This window comes from Paenibacillus sp. JT22N15 (assembly GCF_059383755.1).
The window spans coordinates 12,899-31,670 of the sequence record NZ_JBXENV010000020.1 but is presented as its reverse complement, the minus strand read 5'-3'; the positions used below and the strand labels follow the sequence as shown (position 1 = coordinate 31,670).

The following is an 18,772-nucleotide window of genomic DNA, read 5'->3' as shown; positions in this document are numbered from 1 at the left end:
CTAACTTGGGAGGGATTTGCGATGAAAGTAACAAAAGCGATTATTCCGGCAGCCGGACTTGGAACGAGGTTTTTGCCAGCAACAAAGGCGATGCCGAAAGAGATGCTCCCCGTCCTGGATAAGCCAACGATTCAATATATTGTAGAAGAGGCCGTACAATCCGGGATTGAAGAAATTATTATTGTAACGGGTAAAGGCAAACGTTCGATTGAGGACCATTTTGACAATGCGTTTGAGCTGGAAGCGAATTTGCTGAAAAATCAAAAGCTGCATCTGCTTGAGAAGGTACAGGAAATTTCCAAGGTCGACATTCATTATATTCGTCAAAAAGAACCAAAAGGTCTCGGGCACGCGATTTGGTGCGCACGCAAGTTTATCGGCAATGAGCCTTTCGCCGTGCTGCTTGGTGATGACATCGTTAAAGGCGAGACGCCATGCACGAAGCAGTTGATTGATGCTTTTGAGCAAACGGGCAAATCGGTTATCGGCGTACAGCATGTACCGGATAAAGAAACGGCGCGTTATGGCATCATTGATCCATCTGAGGTGAATGATCGTTTTATTAAAGTGAACAATCTGGTAGAGAAGCCGAAGCTGGGCACAGCGCCTTCCAACTTTGCCATTATGGGGCGGTATGTGCTGACGCCGGAAGTATTCAATCTGATTGAGCAGCAAGAGGTCGGAGCTGGCCAGGAAATCCAATTGACCGATGCGCTGCAAAAGCTGAACCAAGTCGAGGACGTACTCGCATATCTATTTGAGGGCAGACGCTACGATGTCGGTGAAATTCCGGGCTTTATTTTGACAAATGTAGAGTTCGCACTCGAACGTCAGGAGTTTTCCGCAGATTTAATTAAATCGCTTGAACAGATTTTAAGCCTTGCGAAAAGTGGAGTGAATGCATAATGAAAGTTACGATAATTGGTACAGGCTACGTTGGCCTGGTGAACGGCGCTTGCTTCGCAGAGAAAGGCCATCATGTCATTTGTGCCGACATTAACCAAAACAAAATTGACCAGCTGAATGACGGTCAAATTCCCATTTATGAGCCGGGTCTTGCTGAATTGGTACACGCGAACCGCCAAGCGGGAAGACTTGCCTTCTCAAGCGACGTGGAAGCGGCCATTCAGGCTTCGGATATTATTTATATTGCAGTGGGCACGCCAATGTCGCCAACCGGCGAAGCGGATCTGACTTATGTTGACGGCGTGGCCGAGACGATTGGGAAGTCGCTGAACGGCTATAAAGTTGTCGTGAACAAAAGCACAGTGCCTGTTGGAACTGGCAAGCGGGTAGAGTCGATCATTCGGGGGCATTTGGGCGGAAGAGAGGCAGGCTTTGATGTCGTATCCAATCCGGAATTTTTGCGTGAAGGTACGGCCATCAAGGATTGCATGAATATGGAGCGTGCTGTCATCGGCGCTGAAAACAAACAGGCGATGCAGCTCATTCGCGAGCTCCATGAACCATTCAACACGACCATTGTCGAGACCAACATTGAAACGGCTGAAATGATTAAATATGCCAGCAATGCCTTCCTCGCGATGAAAATTTCCTTCATTAACGATATTTCCAATATTTGCGAGCGGGTCGGTGCGAATGTGGTCGATTTGTCTTACGGGCTAGGACTGGACAGCCGCATTGGAAATAAATTTTTAGATGCCGGTATCGGATTTGGCGGCTCTTGCTTTCCGAAGGATACCGAGGCACTCATTTCCATCTCCAAAAATGTCGGGTACGACTTCAAGCTGATTGAATCCGTTATTACGACGAACAAAAATCAGCCGATCCATTTTGTGCAAAAAATCGATACAATTGTAGGTTCTGTCGCAGGCAAAAAAATTGCTGTGCTCGGTCTGGCGTTTAAGCCGGAGACAGATGATATGCGCTCTGCGCCTTCGATTCCGATCATTCGCGAGCTTATCAGCCGCGGTGCTGAAGTGCATGCGTATGATCCGGTAGCGGTTGAACAAGCGAAGCTGGTTATTGGCACAGATGTTGTTTATTCGGATGATCTGCTGCAAACGGTCGACGGCTGCGATGCCTGCGTCATTTTGACCGAGTGGCCGCAAGTGGTGAAGATGGATTTGGATGAAGTGAAAAAGCGGCTTAGGCAGCCGATTTTGATCGACGGACGCAACATATTTGATTTGGCAGAGATGGAGAAGCGGCAATTCGTGTATGCTTCCATCGGCCGCCCGGATATTAACGCTTATGCCAGCCAAATTGGATAATCACGTGTCGGAAGCTGGCTTGACCCGCAGAACCCGCAAGGGCTTTCTGTGGGCATTCACGGGAACCGGATTGCAAAATGTCATCCAGATGGTCGTGCTTGTCGTCCTTGCCCGCTTCGTCGGTGCCGAGGAGTTTGGACTCATTAATATGGCGCTCGTAATCGTCAGCTTCTCGACCTTGTTTGCCAGTATTGGTGTAGGTCCGGCCATTATTCAGCGCAAGGAAATTAACACGGTCGACTTGCAGGTTTCCTTCTTTATTTCTTCAATGCTTGGCGTTGTAGTGGCAGCGGTGCTTTGGCTGTCCTCTGATCTGCTGGCAGGTTTTTTCAAAATGCCGCAGCTTGCAGAAGTGCTGGGCATATTGGCGCTCGTGTTTCCGCTCAATGGCGTTGCCATTGTATCTGAAGCTTTGCTGCAACGGGAGCTGAAGTTCCGTCAGCTATCGCTGTCGCAAATCGTATCTTATACGGCGGGCTACGGCATCGTCGGCATTATGCTCGGTGTGTATGGCTATGGCATTTGGGCGCTGTTAGCAGCGCATTTGGTGCAGACGGCTATTCGCTTTACGATGCTGATTGCTGCACAGCCGCCCCGGTTTCTGCGGGAAAAGACGAGTGGACATGCACAGGCAGCGAAATCGCTGCTGCGATTTGGCGGTGGCGCAACCATCGACAGCCTAAGCAATTATTTGGCGGTCCAAAGCGATAATTTGATCATTGGCCGCGGGCTTGGCGCAGCTGCGCTGGGATTGTACGGCAGAGCCTATCAGCTGGCAGTGCTTCCGGCTACGCTGCTTGGGCAAGTGCTCGATAAAGTGCTGTTTTCGTCGATGTCCAAGCTTCAGGATGATCTTCAGCAGCTAAAAGCCTCTTATATAAGAAGCATTTCTTATACATCCCTGCTTGTTGCTCCTATTAGCGTCATCTGTTATTTGCTAGCTCCCGAGATTGTCGCTGTCGTTTTGGGAAGCGGGTGGACGGAGGTCGTTGTTCCATTCCAAATTTTATGCGTTGGCATGTTATTCCGTACAACTTACAAAATCAGCAATTCACTCGTATTGGCAAGAGGGTATGTGTATAAACGGGCTTCACGGCAGGTGCTTTACGTCCTGCTTGTTATCGCGGGTGCAGGGATTGGCATGCGCTGGGGCTTGTCCGGGGCTGCTTTCGGCGTTTTAATTGCCATAAGCTTGCACTACTTCAATATGCTGTACCTGTGTAAAACGATTTTGTCGTGCACATGGCGGGAGCTGGGGAAGGCACATTTGCCTGCTCTGCTTGGCAGTGTATGGACGCTGATTGGCTTATATGCCGTGACGGAGGCGATCAGGCCGCTTGGCATGGTCAGCTTTGTAAATCTTGCAGTGTCAGGCATTTTTGCAATGGTATGGTTTGCAGTGGTTGTGCTGCTGTTCCCTAAAGCGATGGTACATACGAGCAGAACGGCGCTCCGCGGCAAAATGCAGCAGGTGCTGGGCAAGGTGCGCAGAAAACGGCAAGCTTAAATTTTCAGGCAGAAGGTGGTTTACGATGGTTCAACATAAGGTGGTTCATATGACAACGGTGCACCATCCGATGGATACCCGCATTTTCCATAAAGAATGCGCCTCGCTCGCGAATGCGGCCTATGATGTGACGCTGATTGCGACGGACCATCCGGATCTGGACCGAGTAAAACCGGCTTTCAAGCTGATCAAGCTTCAGAAAGCAGCGAACCGCTGGGTTCGTATGACGAAGAACAGCTGGCAGGCATACCGGCTCGCCAAGCAGCTTGAGGCGGATGTGTACCATTTTCATGATCCCGAGCTGATTTGGGTAGGGTGGCTGCTCAAAAATAAATCCAATCATGTCGTTTACGACATCCACGAGGATTACGAAACGGGCATTCGGCAGAAAAAATATTTGCCGGTGTGGGCTAGAAATACGCTTGCGAGCATTTATCGCATCGTAGAGAAGCTTTGTATAAATCAGTTCGAAATTGTGCTGGCAGAAAAATATTACCGGGACAAATATTTGCGCGGCGTAGATGTGCTGAACTATCCGATCCTGCAGCCGATGGCGGACAAGCCTGCTGCAGACGCGCAAGCTGGCGCAGCGCAGCACGATGATGCCATTCATCTGCTGTACACGGGCAATGTCACGCTGGATCGCGGCTCCGAGCTGCATGCTCAGATAGCGAAGCTGGATGAGCGCATTCATGTGCATTATGTAGGCAAATGCGCGCAGCCGATTGCAGACCGGGTTGCCGAAGCTGCCGGTGCTGCGGCGGATCGCGTAACGATCGACGGTGTGGAGAAGTTTATCGCCCGCGAAGCGATTGACGCTTATTACGCCGAGAGCCGCTGGCTGGCGGGTCTCGCGCTGTTTCCGCCGACGGAGCATTATGCGAAGAAAGAGCTGACGAAGTTTTTTGAATATATGAATGCAGGGCTGCCGATCATTTGCTCCAATTTTCCAAGCTGGGAAGCGTTCGTGAACCTTCATGGGTGCGGCATCGCGGTCGATCCTAACGATGGGCCGGCGGTACTGCGAGCGATTAATGAATTGAAGAACGACCCGGCGAAAGCGGCAAGAATGGGACGCAATGGCCAGCGGGCCGTACGCGAACAGCTGAACTGGGTGCATGAAGAGAACAAGCTGCTTGGTTTCTACTCGCAGCTGCTGACCAAATAGAGTCTACAATTATAGTGAGTTGGTATAGGAGGAGAGAAGAGAGATGTGGAAAAAAAGAATTCCACTCTTGTTATTCGTTGATATTTTAACAAGTACGCTCATCACATTAATCTGCTTCGCTTTAATGTATGAAGGCGAAGGAGCGAGCTACTGGCATGCGGTGCTTATTTTTGCGCCTGTCCTGTCGACATCAACGATTTTATTCATGCTTCGTTACAATTTGTACCAGCGAATATGGAAGTATTCGAGCGTCGGCGAGCTTGTGTCGATCTTCAAAGCGGTCACGTTGGGCGTTATCGTCAGCGGACTGTTGTTTAGCGTTTTGAAGTGGGAGTGGGTGGATCTAGCTCTGCTGCTGTTCATTTTCCAGTCCTCGCTGATCGTTAAAGGCAGCACGCGCTTTGCGCTGCGTCTCAAAAGCGATACCTACAACAAAAAAGGCACCGGCGATATCAAAGTATTGATTATCGGCGCAGGCGACTGCGGCTCGATGGTGGCTAAGGAAATTAAGCAAAACAAATACATCAACAACAGCTACCCGGTTGGTTTTATTGATGATGATGAGCAGAAGCGGGGCAACCGCGTTGGCGGCCTTCGCGTACTAGGCAATCGCAATGATATCGCTGCAGTTGTCGAGAAGCATGAGATCAACCACATCATTATTGCGCTTCCGGCGGCAAGCAAGAAGGATATTTCCGAAATTATCAATCTCTGCAAGGAAACAAGCTGTGAGCTGAAAATTGTGCCGCGTCTGGACGACATTATTCTCGGCAAAGTGACGGCATCGTCGATTCGCAATGTTGAAGTAGAAGATTTGCTCGGCAGAAGCCCAGTGGCCATCGACCTCGAAGGCATCGCGAATTACGTGGAAGGCAAGGTTGTACTGGTGACGGGAGCAGGCGGCTCCATTGGTTCAGAGCTGTGCCGCCAAATTGCGCCGTTTAAGCCAGGCAAGCTGCTGCTGCTCGGTCATGGGGAGAACAGCATCTATCAAATTGATATGGAGCTGGGCAAGACGTTTAAGGAATTGCAGACAGAGGCGATTATTGCCGATGTACAAGACCGTGAGACGCTGTTCGCGCTGTTTGGCGAATACAGTCCCCAAGTCGTATTCCACGCGGCTGCTCATAAGCATGTTCCGCTGATGGAGCGCAATCCGAAGCAGGCGGTCATGAACAATATTATGGGTACGAAAAATGTAGCCGAAGCCTGTGACCAGCACGGCGTGGAGCGATTTGTTCTTGTCTCGACGGACAAGGCGGTCAATCCGACGAGCGTCATGGGTGCGACGAAGCGTGTAGCGGAAATTATCGTGCAGTCGATCAGCTTTTACAGCAAAACAAAATTTGCAGCTGTGCGATTCGGCAACGTATTGGGCAGCCGGGGCAGCGTCATTCCGCTGTTTAAAGCGCAAATTGCCGAGGGCGGCCCGGTTACCGTAACCGATCCGGAGATGATTCGTTATTTTATGACGATACCGGAAGCTTCCCAACTGGTCGTGCAAGCAGGCGCCTTCGCCAAGGGCGGCGAGGTATTCATTCTCGATATGGACAAGCCTGTCAAAATTTATGAGCTGGCCAAAGACTTAATTCGCTTATCCGGCTTCGAGCCGTACCGCGATATTGACATTAAATTCACCGGCCTGCGACCGGGCGAGAAAATGTATGAGGAGCTGCTGACCGATGCTGAAGGCATGTCGGCTACACTCAACAACCGCATTTTCATCGGTAAGCCAATGGCGCAGGATATTGAGCCGGTCATGCTGGAGCTTCAGCATTTGGAAGGCATTATCCGTTCGGATTTGTCGGAGGTTAAAGCCTTCGTGAAGCGGACGATAACATCCCAGAACCGCAGCGCAGTATAGCTTTACAGCATACTTTTAAGAAGGAAAGAGAGGGTGGTCACTGATGTTAAAATCGAATGCATTTGGGGCCACGCTCTTGCCTGGCGCCAAGCGGAAGTGGGGGGCTTTGGCTGCCCCGTTTGCGATATTGGCGTCAGGGGAATTTCTGCTGGGCGTATTTTTATTATCCGGCTATATTAAATCGGGCATTTCCTTTCCCGTCGACTTAACCTTTTTTCTAATGGCAGTGACGATGCTTCTTTATTTTGTTCGCCTTATGCAATCCCAAGAGCTGCCGAAGCCGGCGCTAATTCCGCTGCTGCTGTTTGTGCTGCTGATTGGCTACATTTTGTTCAGCTTTTCTTATTCGACAAGCTATTCCTTCGCGATTCAGAAAACATCCCGTTTCATGCTGCTGACCGCCTGGTCCTTCATCGGGCCTTTTTTGCTTATTCGTGATAAAAAAGGGCTGGAGCGATTTTTCGTCGGCATTATTGCCGTCTCCTCGCTAATGACCTTTTATTGCCTGCAGATGTTTCTGGAGAAGCTGCAAGCTGGCCAATTCATTGGACAGATTGAGGTGCTTGGCTCGGATTATCTGTCGCTTGGCCGAACGAATGGCATCGCGGTTATCGCCTTGATCGGTTTATATTTATACAATCCGCTGCTGCGGACACCGGCCAAAATTGTCGCCAGCCTGTTTCTGGCGCTTACCTTTCTATCGGTTGCCGTCAGTGGTGCCCGGACGCCGCTTATTACGCTGGTCGGAACGATCGTGCTAATTATGTTCCTGTCTGTGAAAGTGAACCGGGGCAAAATTACCTTCTCCAAAGGAGTAGGCACGCTTTTTTTCATTATTTTGCTGCTCGCTGCGCTCGCAGTACCACTCGTAGCTTCTGGCGTAATGGACACCTTCATTTATCGCATCTCGGTGCTGTTTAATCAGCCGGGAGGCGGAGAATCGGCGGAAGGCCGGGTGGAGCGTTATGCGGTAGCGTGGCAAATGATACAGGATCATTTTTTCTTCGGCGGCGGTATTGGCAGCTTTACGATCGCTTTCGCCCATGAGGATGTATCGAATTATCCGCATAATATTTTTCTGGAGCTGTGGAGCGAGCTTGGGCTTGCTGGCGTATTGCTGTTTCTTGCGATATTCTGGGGTGCGGTTCGAGCAGCTGCGCACTTTATAGCTGGTAAAATGACAGACCGCTTCACTTTAGTTACTGTTTTCTCGGTAGTGTTCCTGTTCCTGAACGCCAATGTGTCTGGCGATTTGAATGAGAACCGATTGTTGTTCTGTTACGTAGCGATAGCCTGGCTGCTGCCCTATGCTACGCTCCAAGAGCGCAAGCCGCTGGATTTATTCAGGAAGTAGGCAGTAAGCCTGCCCGCACCGCAAGCACCTAATGATAAGCTGGAGGGATATTCGTGTCTAATTTGATGGACCCGGTCGTTACGATTGTAACGCCGTCCTACAACTGCTCGCGTTTTATTAAGGAAACGATTGCTTCGGTCAAAGCCCAGACATTCACCGATTGGGAAATGATTATCGTGGATGATTGTTCATCGGACAATTCCTGCGAGATTATTGAAGCGGAAGCTGCGCTGGACAGCCGGATTAAGCTGCATCGCTTGCAGAAGAACAGCGGAGCGGCGGTAGCCCGCAATACTGCGATGAATTTGTCGAGGGGCCGTTATCTCGCCTTTCTGGACAGCGATGATTTGTGGCTCCCGACGAAGCTGGCGCTGCAGCTTGATTTTATGCGTACGCAGGATATCGGTTTCTCCTTCACGAGCTACCGGGTGATGTCGGAGGAAGGGGAGCTGACGGAGCGTGTGATCGGAGTAGTTCCTTCTATTAATTACGATACGTTATTGAAAAATACGATTATCGGCTGTTTAACCGTCATGCTGGATCGGCATAAGCTCGGCCAGGTGCAAATGCCGAACATTCGGGCGAAGCAGGACACAGGCATGTGGCTGTCGATTTTGAAAAAAGGGCATTTGGCCTACGGCCTGCCCGTTGAGCTGAGCTACTATCGCCTCGTGAAAGGCTCGATTTCAAACAATAAAGTGAAAGCCGTCTACAAAATGTGGCGTCTGTACCGCGATGTAGAGAAGCTGAACCCGTTTAAAGCCTTATGGTGCTTGACGAATTACGTTAAAAACGCCGTGTTTAAGAGATTGTAGAGATAGATGCCATATAGTGTGGGGAGGAGTGGAGACGCGTGTACAATCAATTTGGGAAAAGAGCCTTCGATTTTATTTCCGCTGGCATTGCGCTGATTGTGTTTAGCCCGGTCATGCTGGTGGTGGCGATTTTGATCAAGCTGGAATCACGGGGCCCCGTGTTTTTCGTTCAGCAGCGGATGGGGCAAAATAACGAGCTGTTCGCCATTTATAAGTTCCGCAGCATGCGGACAGATACGCCGAACGTGGCGACGGATTTGCTGCAGGATCCAGCATCCTACATAACGAAGACGGGAAGATTTTTGCGAAAATCGAGCCTCGACGAGCTGCCTCAGCTCATTAACGTCGTGAAGGGGGAAATGTCGGTCGTTGGCCCAAGGCCTGCGCTGTACAATCAATATTCCCTTATTGAGAAGCGAAATGACCGGAAAATCAATGATATTAAGCCGGGCTTGACGGGCTACGCCCAAGTGTCGGGCCGGGATTCCATCTCCGATGACGAGAAGGTTCGTCTGGACGAGCATTATTTGCAGCAGATGTCCTTCGGCTTTGACATCAAAATTATTTTCATCACTATTTTCAAAGTTTTCAAAGCAAGCGATATTAAAGCTTAAGGCGGGGGTAGGAGCAATGATTCTGGTAACGGGCATAACAGGGCTGACGGGCCGATTTCTATATGAGCAGATTCAGCGGGATTTCAAGCGTGATCAAGTATGCTACATGGTCAGGGAATCAAGCGACGTATCCTGGATGAAGGAAGGCGAGCGTTTCGTCTACGGCAATTTGCGCGATGCAGACGATGTGAGGAAGGCTCTCGGCCATGAAGGTATAACGGAGGTGCTGCATCTGGCGCCGCGCAATCAACTGAAAAATGTGCTTGAAGCTTGCCTACAGCATGGCATCCAGCGCATTTATTACGTGAACAGCACCGGCATCTACAGCAAGTTCAAGAGCTCATCGCATATTGATTTGCAAAATGAACAGCTGCTGCGTGCCAGCGGTCTGACCTATACGATTATTCGTCCGTCGATGATTTGCGGCAATCAACAGGATGGCAACATCCATATGCTCGTCAAAATCATGAAGCGTTTTCCCGTTTATCCGATTTTGGGTGCAGGGGATGGACTTATGCATCCGATCTACGCCAACGATTTGGCCAAGGTGCTCGTCTCGATGCTGAATCGCGAGGAGCTGACGCGCGGCCAGGAATATGATGTCGCGGGAAAGGCGCCGCTGAAATACAAGGAGCTGCTTAGCCTGATCGCGGGGGCGATGGGCAAGAAGATTGTATTTTTGCATATTCCTTATAAGCTTGCTCTGATCGCGGGCCGAATCGGAGAGAAAATACCGAACCGGATTATTAATTACGAGAAGGTTCTCCGCCTGAATGAGGACAAAAACTTTGACTACTCCAAAGCAGCGAAAGAGCTGGATTTCAAGCCGATTGGCTTCGATGAAGCGATCGTGCTGGAAGTTGCAGCGCTGCGCAAGCATGGGACGATATAATGAGCCGATTCACGAGAGAGGGAAACAACAACACGATGAGACGCAGCTGGATTTGGGGAATTAGTTTGGTAGTTGTCATTTTGGCCGCGCTGGCTTTGCCATCGCTGAAGTCGGATAAGGCACAAACCTCCTCTACTGGTGGGAGCACAGGCTTTCATCTGGAGGTGGAAGGGAATCCATTAGCGAGTGCCGCCGCAGCGACAAGCAGTGCAGATGCCACTTATATCAATGTAGTGGATTACGGTGCAGTAGGTGACGGGAAAAAGGATGATTGGAGCGCGATTTCCAAAGCGATTGCCAAGGCAAAGGCGCTGCGGGATAAGGGACGGCAAGTAACGCTGCTTTTCCCGGAGCTAACGGAATTCCGCTCCTCCAAGGCAATTGTGATTCCAGCGAATATTTCGGTGGATCAGCGTGCCCCGCTCATTTATTCCGGAACGGCCTATGTGCCATTTCTGACGCTGGGCGAGGAAAGTACAGTAACGGGAGCTGAATATAGCGGCCTTAATGTACGGAGAAGCAAGCTGGTCGATTGGTCCAAGGACAAGTCGCGCAAGTCCATCGGCATTCTTGTGATAAATGCCAACAATTCAGGTATTCACATTCAACGTGCTGAGAATTTCTCCGTAGGTGTAGAGACGATTGGAATTGGGACCGGCTTCGCCTATAATGACATTCGGCTTGGCAAAATCACCTCCAACCAAATCGGCCTAAAGGTGACCAACAAGCGCAATAAGGCCAAAGTATCCGGCTGGAACAATGAGAATTTGTATTCGGGCGGCAACTTTGCAGTCTGGAGCGGCAACAATACGTCGCAGAGCCGATACGGCATTGTCATTACGACGGAGGATGGCTCTTATACGAATAACAACAACAATGTATTCGTGAAGCCTAGCTTTGAGCTGAATCAGCGAAATACGACGGGCTCTGCCGAAAGTGTGCCAATCGTCATTGAACATGGTCTAAACAATACGTTTGATTATGTTCGCAATGAGACGAATGGCGTTTATATGGCCCGGTTGAAAAATAAAAGCAACAACAACACCTTTAACGTCAGCTACGGCGACGCCAAGCTGGATGACCAGTCGGAGTTCGGCAATCAAATTGTTTCGACGCAGGAATCGAGCTTTTTTGACCAGTTCACGCTGCGCGAATCGTTTAATTTGTCGGAGCGCTGGAGCAAGACGAATACTGCGGTCACGCTTGACGGCATGTCCTTCTTGAGCAATACGGGCGGAGAGCCTGCAGCGACGAATAATTTTGCCTGCATCAGCAGCAGCAAAGGCTTTGTTACTTTTGCCAATGGCTGTGTAGCTGTGGGTGCCATGGTTGATGTCTCGGTCGTTAAGCAGTTCGTTATTAAGCGGGCGGCGCAGGATGAGCTGGGTGGACGGGTTATTGTTCGCGGCTATGACAAAAATGGCAAGCAGCTCAGCAGCTCGGGCAATTGGCTGCGCGGCATGAGCAACAACAGCTTTTATTTCGCCGATACGTACGGCGGTGTTTATATGTCTGCTCGCGATATGGCGGACCCAATCTACTTCGACGTGAAGGATAATGTGAAGAAGGTTTGGGTCGGCGTTACAGCTGGCAGCGGCAAGGCGGTTATTAATTCGTTTGGTATCTTTACGAGATCCACCCATTACCCTGCGGTTTATAGCGGCGGATAATAGGGCTTTGCTTGGTGAAGTGAGGTCTGCGCTGCGTGGACAGGTATGGGGTTCGTGTGGTGTTCGGTCGTAGTTACTTGGTAGAAGGTTACTTGGCGGAAGAATAGTGTCAGCTGACTGAGATGCCGCTATTGTTACGGATACAAGAAGAATGGGCAGTTATGCGGACAGGGAAGCCGCTATTCCCTTCAAAACCCCGAAAAACAAAGGGGAAATGGACCAATAGCGGCTCTGGTGTCCGGCTAGCGGATAAAAGGCGACATTTTACCGAAATAACGGCTCTGGTGTCCGCCAGCTCTACTATTCGCAGGGAACGATCACTTTCTAAACTGTCGTTTGGATTGCAGCTGCTTAACATCAGGTGATGCACAAAATATTTTTTTGGAATTGTGTGCTTCAATCTCGTGTTTTCTGATGCCACTTGTGATTTAGAACATCGAAAACAAAAGATTTAAGGTAGAAAGTAGAAAGTACAAGGTAGAAGGTATCTGCGCAGTGGAAGTTGATAATGGGGTGTGGGAATAATGAGGTACAAACTTGCGGGTAAAGCGCTGCTGGCCTTGCTAGTTGCGCTCGTGGCCTGGGAAGGCATTTTGGAGGTTACAACGATTCGTACGACAGGCTTCCAGCAGCATCCGGAACTGGGGCGCATCTTGAACCCGGGGCTGTATGTAAATGGGCAGGAAGGCTACGGCATCACTAAAATTTATGCGGAAGGCGCCATCGCACAGCCTTTCCCTGATCCCAATGAGACGGCCGCTGCCCGCAAGGCAGAGTACCGGATTTTGTTTTTGGGCGACTCCTATACGGAAGCGCTTCAAGTTGGCGATCAAGTGAAGTTTTTTCGCCAAGTGCAGACAAGGATGCCCGAGCTGGATTCCCGCAAGGTGATGACCTATGATGCTGGACGCAGCTCTGCCTCCCCTGCGCATTATGCCTATTTGGCGGACTTTTATAAGAAGCGGGTCGATATGGATGCCGTTGTCATCCAAATTAATGAGAATGATCTCAAGGATTTATATGGTGAAAATACGAGCTACTATGCCAAGAAGGACGGAGACTCGTATAAGCTTGTCTTTAATGAAGACTTTATTAGCCGCAATGCGGTTGCCGCGAAGCTTCAAGCTCTTTACGGCTTGCTGCGGCTGTCGGTAGTGCGTGTTGGCTCGGACCACATGCAAAAGCTGCTGGAGAAGGACGATGCGGCAGCGGAAGAAACGAAAGGCTCGGACTTCACGCCTCAAGCGGGGGATGCAGAGCTGGTGAAGTGGATATTCGGAATTTTGAAGGAACAATATCCGCAGCTTGTTTTCGTTTTTTTACCGCAAATCGATTTTCAGTCGCCAGAGGATGAGCAGCAGCCGGGTTATTTTGAAGAGCTAGCCGAGCGTACGGCCAAGGAGCAGGGTATTCCGATGCTGAATATGAGACAGGATTTTGTGAAGGCCTATCAGGATACGGGGCTGCCAGCCTATGGCTTCTCCAACACTACGTATGGAACTGGGCATATGAACAGCTCGGGGCATGATTTAGTGAGCAAAGCAGTAGCGAATTATTTCGAAGGAAGATGAGAAAATGATATTTTCAAGCTGGGAGTATCTGCTGTTTTTTGCCGTAATGCTTATCCTGTTATCTACTATTAAAATACATGCGCTGAAAAAAGCAGTTTTGCTGATCGGCAGCTATTATTTTTACAGCGTATGGGATTACCGCTTCGTCCTGCTCGTGATCGTGATGACGCTTATAAACCATGTGAGTGCCGTGTCGATCGACCGGGCAACAGAGGCTGCGGTACGCAAGCGCTGGCTCATATTCAGCGTCATTGCCAATCTAACAATTCTTGGCTTCTTCAAATATTTTAATTTTTTCATAGATTCGGCGAATGGCTTGCTGGATCAGTTTGGCATGACGTTTCCGCTGCTCTCGATCGTGCTGCCCGTGGGAATCTCGTTTATTACGTTCGAGGTAATGAGCTACACGATAGATGTGTACAAGCGCGACATTAAGCCGTCGTCCATTTGGGACTTCTCGCTTTTAATCGTGTTTTTTCCGCATTTGATCGCAGGGCCGATTCTCAAGCCGCGGCATTTTCTGCCGCAAATGGCCCGTGACATCGTCATCAAGCGCAGCAACTTAATTGAAGGCGGACAAATATTCATCTTTGGTCTAGTCAAAAAAATTATTATTGCCGATCATATGGCGATGTTTGTCGATCCGGTATTCGCAAGTCCCGGCGAATATTCGCCACTAACCGTATGGCTCGCCGTCATTGCGTATGCGGTGCAAATCTATTGCGATTTTTCCGGCTATTCCGACATGGCAATCGGTTCGGCAAAATGTATGGGCATCGACATTCCGCGCAACTTCAATATGCCGTACCTGTCCCGCAGCGTGACGGAATTTTGGCGGCGCTGGCATATTTCGCTGTCGTCTTGGCTGAGAGAATATTTGTATTTCTCGCTCGGCGGCAATCGCAAAGGGCCTATCCGTGCAAACATTAACCTCATTCTTGTAATGCTGCTTGGCGGCCTGTGGCACGGAGCGAGCTGGAATTTCGTATTCTGGGGGCTGCTGCACGGCCTTGCGCTCGTCATTCATAAGCTTTATTTCAACCATGTGCTCAAAAAACAGGAAATCAACCACTGGCTGTACCGAACGGCTGCATGGGCGCTTACATTTGTATTTGTCTGCATCACCTGGGTGTTCTTCCGCTCCCAAAGCTTTGAGCATTCTTGGCTGGTGCTGCGCAAAATGTTCCTCATCGACACCGGCGGCCTCATGTGGTTCTACCCTTATTTGGGCTTCGTACTTGTGCTTGTACTGGCCGGCCATATCGTTGGTGTACGGTTGAAAGATTACCCTCGCGTTAAGCTAACGACCTTTGGCGGCTTGTTTATTTTATTTTTCGTATTGCTCGCACTCCTATTGCTTATGCCAACAGCCTCCACACCATTTATTTATTTTCAGTTTTAAGGGGGACGAGGCGTGAAGCGGCAATGGAGTCGAAGGAAACGTGTCACCTTATGGACGCTCGGCATGCTGCTCGTTATGCTTGCGCTTGCCGTATGGCGCGCCGGCTACTTTTTGGCGGTTGCGCCGAACCCTGCTCCCTCGCAGGCGATCATTGTACTGAGCGGCGAAGAAGGGCGGCTGGCGAAGGGTCTGGAAGTTTTTCAGCAATATGGAGCAGAAGCACTCATTATTTCAAGCGCAAACGACCATTATATTCAAGAGGAGCTTCGCCTTGCTGTTTTGCCGCCAAGCGGGGTTTATTTGGAGACGCAGGCGCGAAGCACGAAAGAAAATGCGGCTTACGTACGGGAGCTTATGGACCAGCATGGGCTCAGCTCCGCTATTGTGGTCACCTCTGATTTTCATATGCGCCGCGCGAGGTATCTTTTTGAGCAAACGTTTGAGGATGGGCATTTTCGGCTCACCTATGCCAGCTACGAAAGTCCGCAGTTTAACGCCGCCAAATGGTGGAGCAGCAAAACCAGCCTGATGATCACGGGCAACGAATATATCAAGCTGGGCGGGAATTGGCTCGGTATCGATGGGAAGGAGGCCAAACGCCTGCTTAAACGCTTGAATAAAGCTGTATTCTGAATGGGACAACGACAGCTGCAGCCAGAATGATTTTACAATGGGGGTCTTGTGATGAAAAAAATGTGGGTGGTCCTTGGGCTACTTGTGCTTGTGATAGGTATCTATCTGGCCTTCGGCCAAACGAAGCAGCAAGGTGCCTCTCCGGAAGCGTCTCCGTCAAAGCCTGCGGAGAAAATCAGCTTGTCCTTCTGGACGTATTACGGCGGCTGGGAGGACACGATTAAAGCCTTTAACGACCTGCATCCGGAGGTTACGATTAAGGTGACAGAGGTTACCTACGCCGATCAAGTTGAAAAATATACCGAAGCGCTTGCCTCAGGCAGCGTTCCCGATGTCATTATGCTCGATAGTGCCGCCTTTCCGAACTTTGGGGATAGCGACAAGCTGGAAAATTTGCTCGACGCTCCTTACAATGCTGGCGAGTACAAGGCTGGCTTCAGCCAGCCGCTGTGGGACAGCAACCTTTCGTTCGACGGAAAGCGCCTGATCGGCTGGCCGCTCTCCTCATCGCCAAAGGTGACCTATTACCGCGAGGATATTTTGAAAAAATACGGCTTCCCTACCGATCCGGAGAAGCTGGCGACGTATATGGATGACCCGGACAACTGGGTCAAGATGAACAATACGCTGCAAAATAAAGGCGTTCGCATTACGCAGTGGTACGGCGAGACGATAAATCTATTCGCCAGCGCCCAAAAGACCGGCTTGGTGAATGACAACCATCAGTTTGCCTTCAATAATGATACGTTTGAGCAGGCGATTGCCCTGACGCAGCGCTTGAAGGAGCATGTGCCTGGCGTCAACATCTGGGAAGAATCAGGTGAACAGGCTGTTCGTGACGGTAAGCTGGCTATGGTGTACCTAGGCATCTGGGGAGATTCGGTGCTGGAGCAATGGGCGCCGGAAACAACAGGCAAGTGGCGGCAAACGCGTCTGCCGCTGAAATTGAACGGCTGGGAAAACAGCTCCGTATTTTTGCTGCCTTCTGGCGGCAAGCATAAGGAGATGGCATGGGCGTTCATGAACTACGTCGTAACCGATCATGCGAAATACGGTCTCGGCAATGCGGTTCCGGCTTATGCTCCCGTGCTGAGCAAGAGCAGTCAGAAGCCGGAGCCTTCGACATTTTTAGGCGGGCAAATCGTTTATCCACTTAATGTAGAGCTCGCTAGCAAGATGCATGAGCGCAAATACACGGCGCTGGATAATGATGTGCAGAAGCTTTGGAATGAGCAGCTTGCCAAAGGCATGGAGAAAGGCTGGAAGCCGAAGACCATTCTGGATCAGGCTGAAAAAGAAATCAATCGCAGCCTTGCTGACCTAGCAAGCAAAGCTGGGGCCACAGCACCGGCGGCAGATGCAGCAGGCAACGCATCAACTGATGCTGCCGCAGCGTCTGAGGGCGCCTCCAGCGCGCCGGCGAAGCCTTAAATGGGGCTTGCGCCGCAGCGGTGCTGCACGGCTGCTAGCGGGCATGAGGGATGAAAGCAACAGACTGTACGCGCGAGCTGCAGTCTGATTTGCGTTAAGACAGCAGCAAGCGAAAAAGCCGCTGACCTCATCGGTCGGCGGCTTGCAGCATGCGCATAATATCAAGCTCCCCGATGAGCCGCTGGGCTTTGCTGCCCCTCAGCGGCTGGGTGGATCGCTTGAGTATCCATTTAATGTCGGCGGGCGATAGGCCCGGTTTATAGGCGAGCAGCAGCGCAATGGCGCCGCTGACATGAGAGGTTGCCATGGAGGTGCCGCTCATCTCATGGTATTTGCCGCGCAGCCATGAGGAAACGATTTTATCGCCAGGGGCGTAAATATCGATATGGGCACCACGATTGGTGAAGGGGGCGACGCGCCTAAGCCGTGTAGTCGCGCCTACAGAAATCGTTTGCGGATAACGGGCCGGATAATCAACCGAGCGGCGTTTTCCGTCGTTGCCTGATGAGGCGACTACTATGATTCCTGCGTTATAAGCATTGGTAATGGCGGTAAGCAGCGCTTTGCTGCGGGTTTTCATGCCGAAGCTCATATTGATAATGTTAACCCGGTTTCTTACGCACCAGTCAATGCCGAGTATAATGTCCGAGACGAAAGCGCTGCCGTTGTGGTCGAACGCTTTCACGGGATAAATCTGCGCACGCGGAGCGATGCCAATCATGCCCTGCATCTGATTGGCGGCTGCAATTGTTCCGGCAATATGGGTGCCATGTCCATTGTCATCATGTGGAAGCATGCTGCGGTTCAGCAAATTAATGCCGCGCGACAGCGACTGGCGCAGGTCGGGATGGCTGAAATCGACGCCGGTGTCAATGACGCCAATTTTAATGCGATGGCCGGTAGTCATGCCCCAGGCTTGCGGAGCTTTGACATGCTGTACGCCCCAAGGAACTCCTTTTTCGGACATTAAGGATTTGGGTGTAGCGGCATGAACGGTAATGCGTCGATCTTCCTCAATCCATACCCCTGTGGAGAATCGGGCGAGGGTTTCTTCGACAGGCAGACGACAGGAAATAGCGCGTATGATGGGCATCTGTTTGACGGCTTTAAGCGCAGCCTTGCCATCCGGCAGCTCCGACCAGTCTTTTATAAAGCGCTGGTACTCGCTCTGATGGTAAAAACGGATAATGCGCTTTGGTGTTGTCTGCTCCGAGCTTGCCATCGCGCCTTGCAACCAATGGAGAAAAACGGTGGTGTCCAAATTTCGCGTCCCCTCCCGACGGACGATGCTGAGCTATTGTATGACGGAGAGGAGCAAGCTGCATGAGCCACTTGCCTTTTTTGATATAATTAGGCGTGAAACCGTGTCAAAATGCACAGTCGCACATAGGATGATGTAAGAGTTCTATGGGGCTCTTACCTCTCCGGAACGTTAGCGGCCAGCGCGGCCCGGATGGATACAGTCAGAGCGAAGGGATTCCTTCGCTTTTTATCCTGTTGTCCAAGCTGTGAAGAGCGGTTCAAGCCGCTCTAGCGCTAATAAATTCATTATCGTGGAGTGAGCTTTGTGGACAAGCCTCACAATGGATAGGCTGACGCTTGCTTTTTTGAAAGAAA

15 protein-coding genes are annotated in these 18,772 nt (G+C 50.6%); 14 read left to right on the top strand and 1 reads right to left on the bottom strand.

Annotation, left to right across the window (positions count from 1 at the left end; genetic code table 11):
• The first annotated feature begins 21 nt into the window (after positions 1–21).
• The 14 genes from galU (at position 22) to AC50X8_RS28950 (ending at position 17,155) form a co-directional block, all read left to right on the top strand.
• Positions 22–906: a UTP--glucose-1-phosphate uridylyltransferase GalU gene (gene galU, locus AC50X8_RS29015; RefSeq protein ID WP_494883014.1), complete on the top strand. Its 885-nt coding sequence runs from the start codon at positions 22–24 to the stop codon at positions 904–906.
• Positions 906–2,234 carry a UDP-glucose 6-dehydrogenase TuaD gene (tuaD, locus tag AC50X8_RS29010; RefSeq protein WP_494883012.1) on the top strand — a complete coding sequence of 443 codons (1,329 nt, stop codon included), beginning with the start codon at positions 906–908 and terminating at the stop codon, positions 2,232–2,234. The genes galU and tuaD overlap by 1 nt, the downstream gene beginning before the upstream one ends.
• Complete coding sequence (locus tag AC50X8_RS29005) at positions 2,215–3,741, top strand: lipopolysaccharide biosynthesis protein (RefSeq protein WP_494883010.1); 1,527 nt, start codon at positions 2,215–2,217, stop codon at positions 3,739–3,741. The genes tuaD and AC50X8_RS29005 overlap by 20 nt, the downstream gene beginning before the upstream one ends.
• 25 nt (positions 3,742–3,766) lie before the next feature.
• Positions 3,767–4,909: a glycosyltransferase gene (locus AC50X8_RS29000; RefSeq protein WP_494883008.1), complete on the top strand. Its 1,143-nt coding sequence runs from the start codon at positions 3,767–3,769 to the stop codon at positions 4,907–4,909.
• 43 nt (positions 4,910–4,952) lie between these two features.
• Entirely contained in the window at positions 4,953–6,773 is a 1,821-nt protein-coding gene (locus tag AC50X8_RS28995; protein WP_494883006.1) for a polysaccharide biosynthesis protein, read from the top strand.
• Between the two features lie 43 nt (positions 6,774–6,816).
• Positions 6,817–8,127 (top strand): O-antigen ligase family protein, encoded by a 1,311-nt coding sequence (locus tag AC50X8_RS28990; protein ID WP_056037609.1) that lies wholly within the window; start codon positions 6,817–6,819, stop codon positions 8,125–8,127.
• A gap of 65 nt (positions 8,128–8,192) precedes the next feature.
• Positions 8,193–8,942 carry a glycosyltransferase family 2 protein gene (locus AC50X8_RS28985; RefSeq protein ID WP_494865027.1) on the top strand — a complete coding sequence of 250 codons (750 nt, stop codon included), beginning with the start codon at positions 8,193–8,195 and terminating at the stop codon, positions 8,940–8,942.
• 38 nt (positions 8,943–8,980) lie between these two features.
• Positions 8,981–9,556: a sugar transferase gene (locus AC50X8_RS28980; RefSeq protein WP_494864924.1), complete on the top strand. Its 576-nt coding sequence runs from the start codon at positions 8,981–8,983 to the stop codon at positions 9,554–9,556.
• 16 nt (positions 9,557–9,572) lie between these two features.
• Entirely contained in the window at positions 9,573–10,448 is an 876-nt protein-coding gene (locus AC50X8_RS28975) for an SDR family oxidoreductase (protein WP_099517705.1), read from the top strand.
• On the top strand, positions 10,448–12,118 hold the full coding sequence (locus AC50X8_RS28970) for a pectate lyase family protein (protein WP_494883003.1): 1,671 nt from the start codon (positions 10,448–10,450) through the stop codon (positions 12,116–12,118). Before AC50X8_RS28975 ends, AC50X8_RS28970 begins: the two co-directional genes overlap by 1 nt.
• A 524-nt stretch (positions 12,119–12,642) precedes the next feature.
• Positions 12,643–13,689 (top strand): SGNH/GDSL hydrolase family protein, encoded by a 1,047-nt coding sequence (locus AC50X8_RS28965; protein WP_056037622.1) that lies wholly within the window; start codon positions 12,643–12,645, stop codon positions 13,687–13,689.
• 46 nt (positions 13,690–13,735) lie between these two features.
• Positions 13,736–15,091: an MBOAT family O-acyltransferase gene (locus tag AC50X8_RS28960; protein ID WP_494883001.1), complete on the top strand. Its 1,356-nt coding sequence runs from the start codon at positions 13,736–13,738 to the stop codon at positions 15,089–15,091.
• Between the two features lie 12 nt (positions 15,092–15,103).
• Complete coding sequence (locus AC50X8_RS28955; RefSeq protein WP_494864910.1) at positions 15,104–15,724, top strand: YdcF family protein; 621 nt, start codon at positions 15,104–15,106, stop codon at positions 15,722–15,724.
• A gap of 51 nt (positions 15,725–15,775) precedes the next feature.
• Positions 15,776–17,155 carry an ABC transporter substrate-binding protein gene (locus AC50X8_RS28950; protein ID WP_494882999.1) on the top strand — a complete coding sequence of 460 codons (1,380 nt, stop codon included), beginning with the start codon at positions 15,776–15,778 and terminating at the stop codon, positions 17,153–17,155.
• A 127-nt stretch (positions 17,156–17,282) separates the two neighbouring features.
• On the opposite strand, the gene AC50X8_RS28945 is transcribed toward AC50X8_RS28950, so the two are convergent.
• Positions 17,283–18,416, bottom strand: coding sequence for a S8 family peptidase (locus tag AC50X8_RS28945; RefSeq protein ID WP_494882997.1), 1,134 nt, complete (start codon positions 18,414–18,416; stop codon positions 17,283–17,285).
• Positions 18,417–18,772: the final 356 nt, after the last annotated feature.